Raw genomic sequence first — 3,689 nt, forward strand, 5'->3', positions numbered from 1 at the left:
CATTTTTCTTTGTTCTCTCAATTGATATCCTAATTCTGACCACGGCAGTTTTCCGTGGCAGAAAGGAGTATTGAGATGAATGAATTAAAAAAAGTAGTTAATGCAGTTCTTAAACAGCAAAAGTTGAATCTTGCCCCCTCGACATATGATGCGAGAAAGAATTACTTGAAACATCTTGTCGACCATGGTGATAGTTTGGGCATTTCAGAACCTTGCCAGGAACTGTATGATTCCTATGTTTCCAATGCCACAACACCAGATCTTCGGTTCCAACTTTTTCATGCTGTACGTTTAGTAGATAAAGAAGCCGGAACGAAGGCATTTACACCAGACGGAAAGCTCTATAATGAGCCAGAAATCCCTTCTGCCAGTGAAGCAGAAAAGGGGTTTCAAAATATTTCTTTTCCGATCATGGACGGCAGGATCGATGCAGGTCTTCTGATCCGAAGGGCAGAAAGTGAGATGATTTATCTTCAGCTTTCAGCATCAACAAGCTGGCAGTATATGCAGGCATGGAGGGAACTATACACCTTCCTGTATCTTCGCGGGGACACCCTGTTTACCAGAGAATCCTGCAACGCTTTCGTTGCAGATACAAACCAAAAACATCAGAACGGATCCTTGCATGAATGGAAAAGAAAAATCCGACACCGTTCTGTCTGTGTACTGCTTGAAGTGGCAGATACCGGTTGTTTTCAATGGAAACTGTTCCTTTCTAAGAAAACACGCTGCTCTGATGATACTCTGGAAGAACTCCGCCAGCAGTATCTTACTTTCCTGCGAACCAGAAACTTCGAAAAGAAAACTATTTCTCTTTATGACTATGCCCTCAGATCTTTCATCGAAGGAACCGGAGTCCCTGATGTTAACGGACTCGGTGAACTGCAGCCTTCACACATTCAGTCTATGCTTGTCCTTTTGTCAGAACGGCTTTGTTTGAACAGCCGGGGAACTGTTTTTCCAATCATACGGCAGATCCTGTCATATCTGTATGCAGCCGGGTTTATTCCTGCAGATTTTTCAGGAATGGTCCTGACTCCCGCATATAAAAACACACATTTAAGGCCATATATAACTGCATCAGATGAAGAAAAACTTTTCCGTGCAATTGAGGAAGCTCCGCTTCGTACAAAAGCAATGATGCGGCTGGGACTCCGGCTCGGATTACGCGATATTGATATCTGCCGTCTCCGCTTCAGTCAAATTGACTGGAAAAACGACCAGATCATACTGGAACAGGAAAAAACCGGTGTGTCTATGTGCCTGCCGTTGCTTGATGATGTCGGAAATGCCATCATGGATTATATCCTGAACGAACGGCCTGCAGAAGCAGAAAAAAATCCATATGTTTTCGTGCGAATGCAGGCACCATATAAAAGGCTTGAATCCATGTACATGGTGTGCTCCAAACTGTTTGACAAGGCAGAAATCCGGACTGTCAACAAGGACAGCCGCGGAGTACATGTCTGCCGGTATACGCTGACGCACAAACTGCTTTTAAATAAGATACCGCATCAGGTAATTACAGACGCCCTTGGACATGTTTCCAAAGAATCAGACAAGCCATATCTGTCAATGGAAGAACAGATGCTAAAGGAATGTCCGCTTGATTTCTCCCAGATTGGGCAGAAATACTGGGAAGAGGGTGATCACTTTGTCTGATCCTGTTTTCCACAGCAAACTTTGTGCTGATTTTGAAGCCTTCATTTCCCAGAAAAGAGCATCTGGATACCCTTATAATACTTCAGCAAAGGTATTGGGCTATCTTGATGCCATGATTGCAGTTGATTATCCAGACTGCAATACCCTGTCCAAAGAAATATGCGATGCATGGATCAGGAAATGTTCACTACTGCATCAGAACACACTGCTCAGACGAGTAACTCCTGTCCGCCAGTTCGCCAAATATCTTGTAGGGACTGGAAAGTCTGCGTATATCATTCCCGGTGGAATACCAAGAAAACAGATTCGGTATGATGCACACATTTTTACGGAAGCAGAGTTAAAAGCATTCTTTGCTTCCATAGACCGCTGTAAAAAATCACCTTTTTCACCTTTACGCTGCTATGTAATACCTGTTATCTTTCGGCTCATTTATACCTGTGGTCTTAGAGCCTCGGAAGCCAGGCTTTTACGCACCGATGATATCGATCTTTCTACGGGAAAGATTTTTATCAGGGAATCCAAAGGATGGGAAGCCCGCATTGTTTTCGTCAGCGATGACATGCTGGATCTGCTATGTCGCTATGACCGTATCATCGGAGATACATATCCTGACAGAACAGCATTCTTTCCAAATCAGTCTGGAGATTATTACAGTAAATCTACTCTGGATGTATGGTTCCATGAATTCTGGGATCCGCTTCCAGAGGCAGTCATGACCAAAGGGAATCCGCCCAGAGTCCATGATTTTCGCCACTCCTACTGTGTTTACAGGCTGAACAAATGGGTCAGTGAGCATGCGGATTTAAATGCATTGTATCCTTATCTGAGTGAGTTCATGGGACACTCCAACTTTGCAGACACGGATTATTATCTTACATTGGCAGAACCATTCTACCCTGAGTTTGAATCACGTATGCGCCTTGTGAACGCTTCCATACTGCCGGAGGTGCCGCATGAAGATTAAAAAATCAGAGCTTTACTTTTATGAACTTCTCCGGGACTTCCTTCATAAATATCTGATCGTACAACGTAAGTTCACAGAGGCCACTGTTAAAAACTATACTGATTCGCTGGATCAATATCGCCAATACCTGCGCTCACAGAAAAAGATCCCGTTTGATAAAGTAGGATTTCACTGCTTTACAAAAGAAATGGTTTATGATTTCTGCATCTGGTTAAGAGACAGCGAGGCAAAAGCAATCAACACAATAAATCTCAGGCTTTCAGCAATTAAGTCATTCTTATGTTACTGCAGTGAAGAAGATGCCACGTTATCAGAATTATATCTGAAAGTGAAATCAATCCGCCGTTTCAAAGGGAAAACAGATCCTAAGCTTGAATACCTGAAACCTAAACAGCTTGAATCTATCTTCTCCTGGCCGGATACATCAACACGGAATGGGCGCCGTAATCAGTACTTCATGATTCATGCTTATGAAACTGGGGGCAGGATTGAAGAACTGGTCAACATGAAGCTGGATGATATCATTCGCAACGGCGCAAGTGTACAGATCCGGCTTCATGGGAAAGGGAACAAAACTCGGTATAATCCCCTTCCTACAGAAGTCCTGCCGCATCTGGATGCTTATCTTAATGAATTTCATCCAGACAGAAATAATCAGGAATATCTTTTTTATACGATCCATAATGGTCAGCATACGAAAATGGCTCCCAGAACAGTGAATTCTTTTCTCGCATCCTATGCAAAAGGACTTCATGAAGTTGATCCGTCTTTTCCGGTGGGGCTTCACTGCCATGTTTTTCGCCATAGTATAGGAATGGCAATGTTCAAAGCAGGCATACCTCTTTCTTATATCAAAGACTTTCTGGGGCATTCATCAATCGATTCAACATCAATCTACGCTCATGCAGACAATGAGGCAATGGCAGCCGCACTTCGTTCTGTGGATCAGGAAGCATTGCCAGTGAAAGACTCCGACGGCAACGTTGTATCTTATCCAGAGAAAAAATGGAAAGGTAAAGAAGAATATCTGCTCCATTTCTGTGGTCTGGATTAAATAATT

General features: G+C 43.2%; 3 protein-coding genes. All 3 read left to right on the plus strand.

Features of this window, described 5'->3' with window-relative positions:
- The first annotated feature begins 75 nt into the window (after positions 1–75).
- The 3 genes from ACTQ50_RS19225 to ACTQ50_RS19235 are packed head-to-tail and all read left to right on the plus strand — an operon-like array spanning position 76 to position 3,683.
- Positions 76–1,662 (plus strand): tyrosine-type recombinase/integrase, encoded by a 1,587-nt coding sequence (locus ACTQ50_RS19225; protein ID WP_441485504.1) that lies wholly within the window; start codon positions 76–78, stop codon positions 1,660–1,662.
- Positions 1,655–2,629, plus strand: a complete 975-nt coding sequence (locus tag ACTQ50_RS19230; protein WP_441485505.1) for a tyrosine-type recombinase/integrase — start codon at positions 1,655–1,657, stop codon at positions 2,627–2,629. The genes ACTQ50_RS19225 and ACTQ50_RS19230 overlap by 8 nt, the downstream gene beginning before the upstream one ends.
- Entirely contained in the window at positions 2,619–3,683 is a 1,065-nt protein-coding gene (locus ACTQ50_RS19235) for a tyrosine-type recombinase/integrase (RefSeq protein ID WP_441485506.1), read from the plus strand. Before ACTQ50_RS19230 ends, ACTQ50_RS19235 begins: the two co-directional genes overlap by 11 nt.
- The last annotated feature ends 6 nt before the right edge of the window (positions 3,684–3,689 follow it).

Source organism: Blautia sp. Sow4_E7 (assembly GCF_052116245.1).
GTDB lineage: Bacteria > Bacillota > Clostridia > Lachnospirales > Lachnospiraceae > Blautia_A.

Coding starts and splice junctions, on each gene's coding strand:
- ACTQ50_RS19225 (WP_441485504.1), top strand. CDS start 76: ATGAATGAATTAAAAAAAGTAGTTAATGCAGTTCTTAAACAGCAAAAG.
- ACTQ50_RS19235 (WP_441485506.1), top strand. CDS start 2,619: ATGAAGATTAAAAAATCAGAGCTTTACTTTTATGAACTTCTCCGGGAC.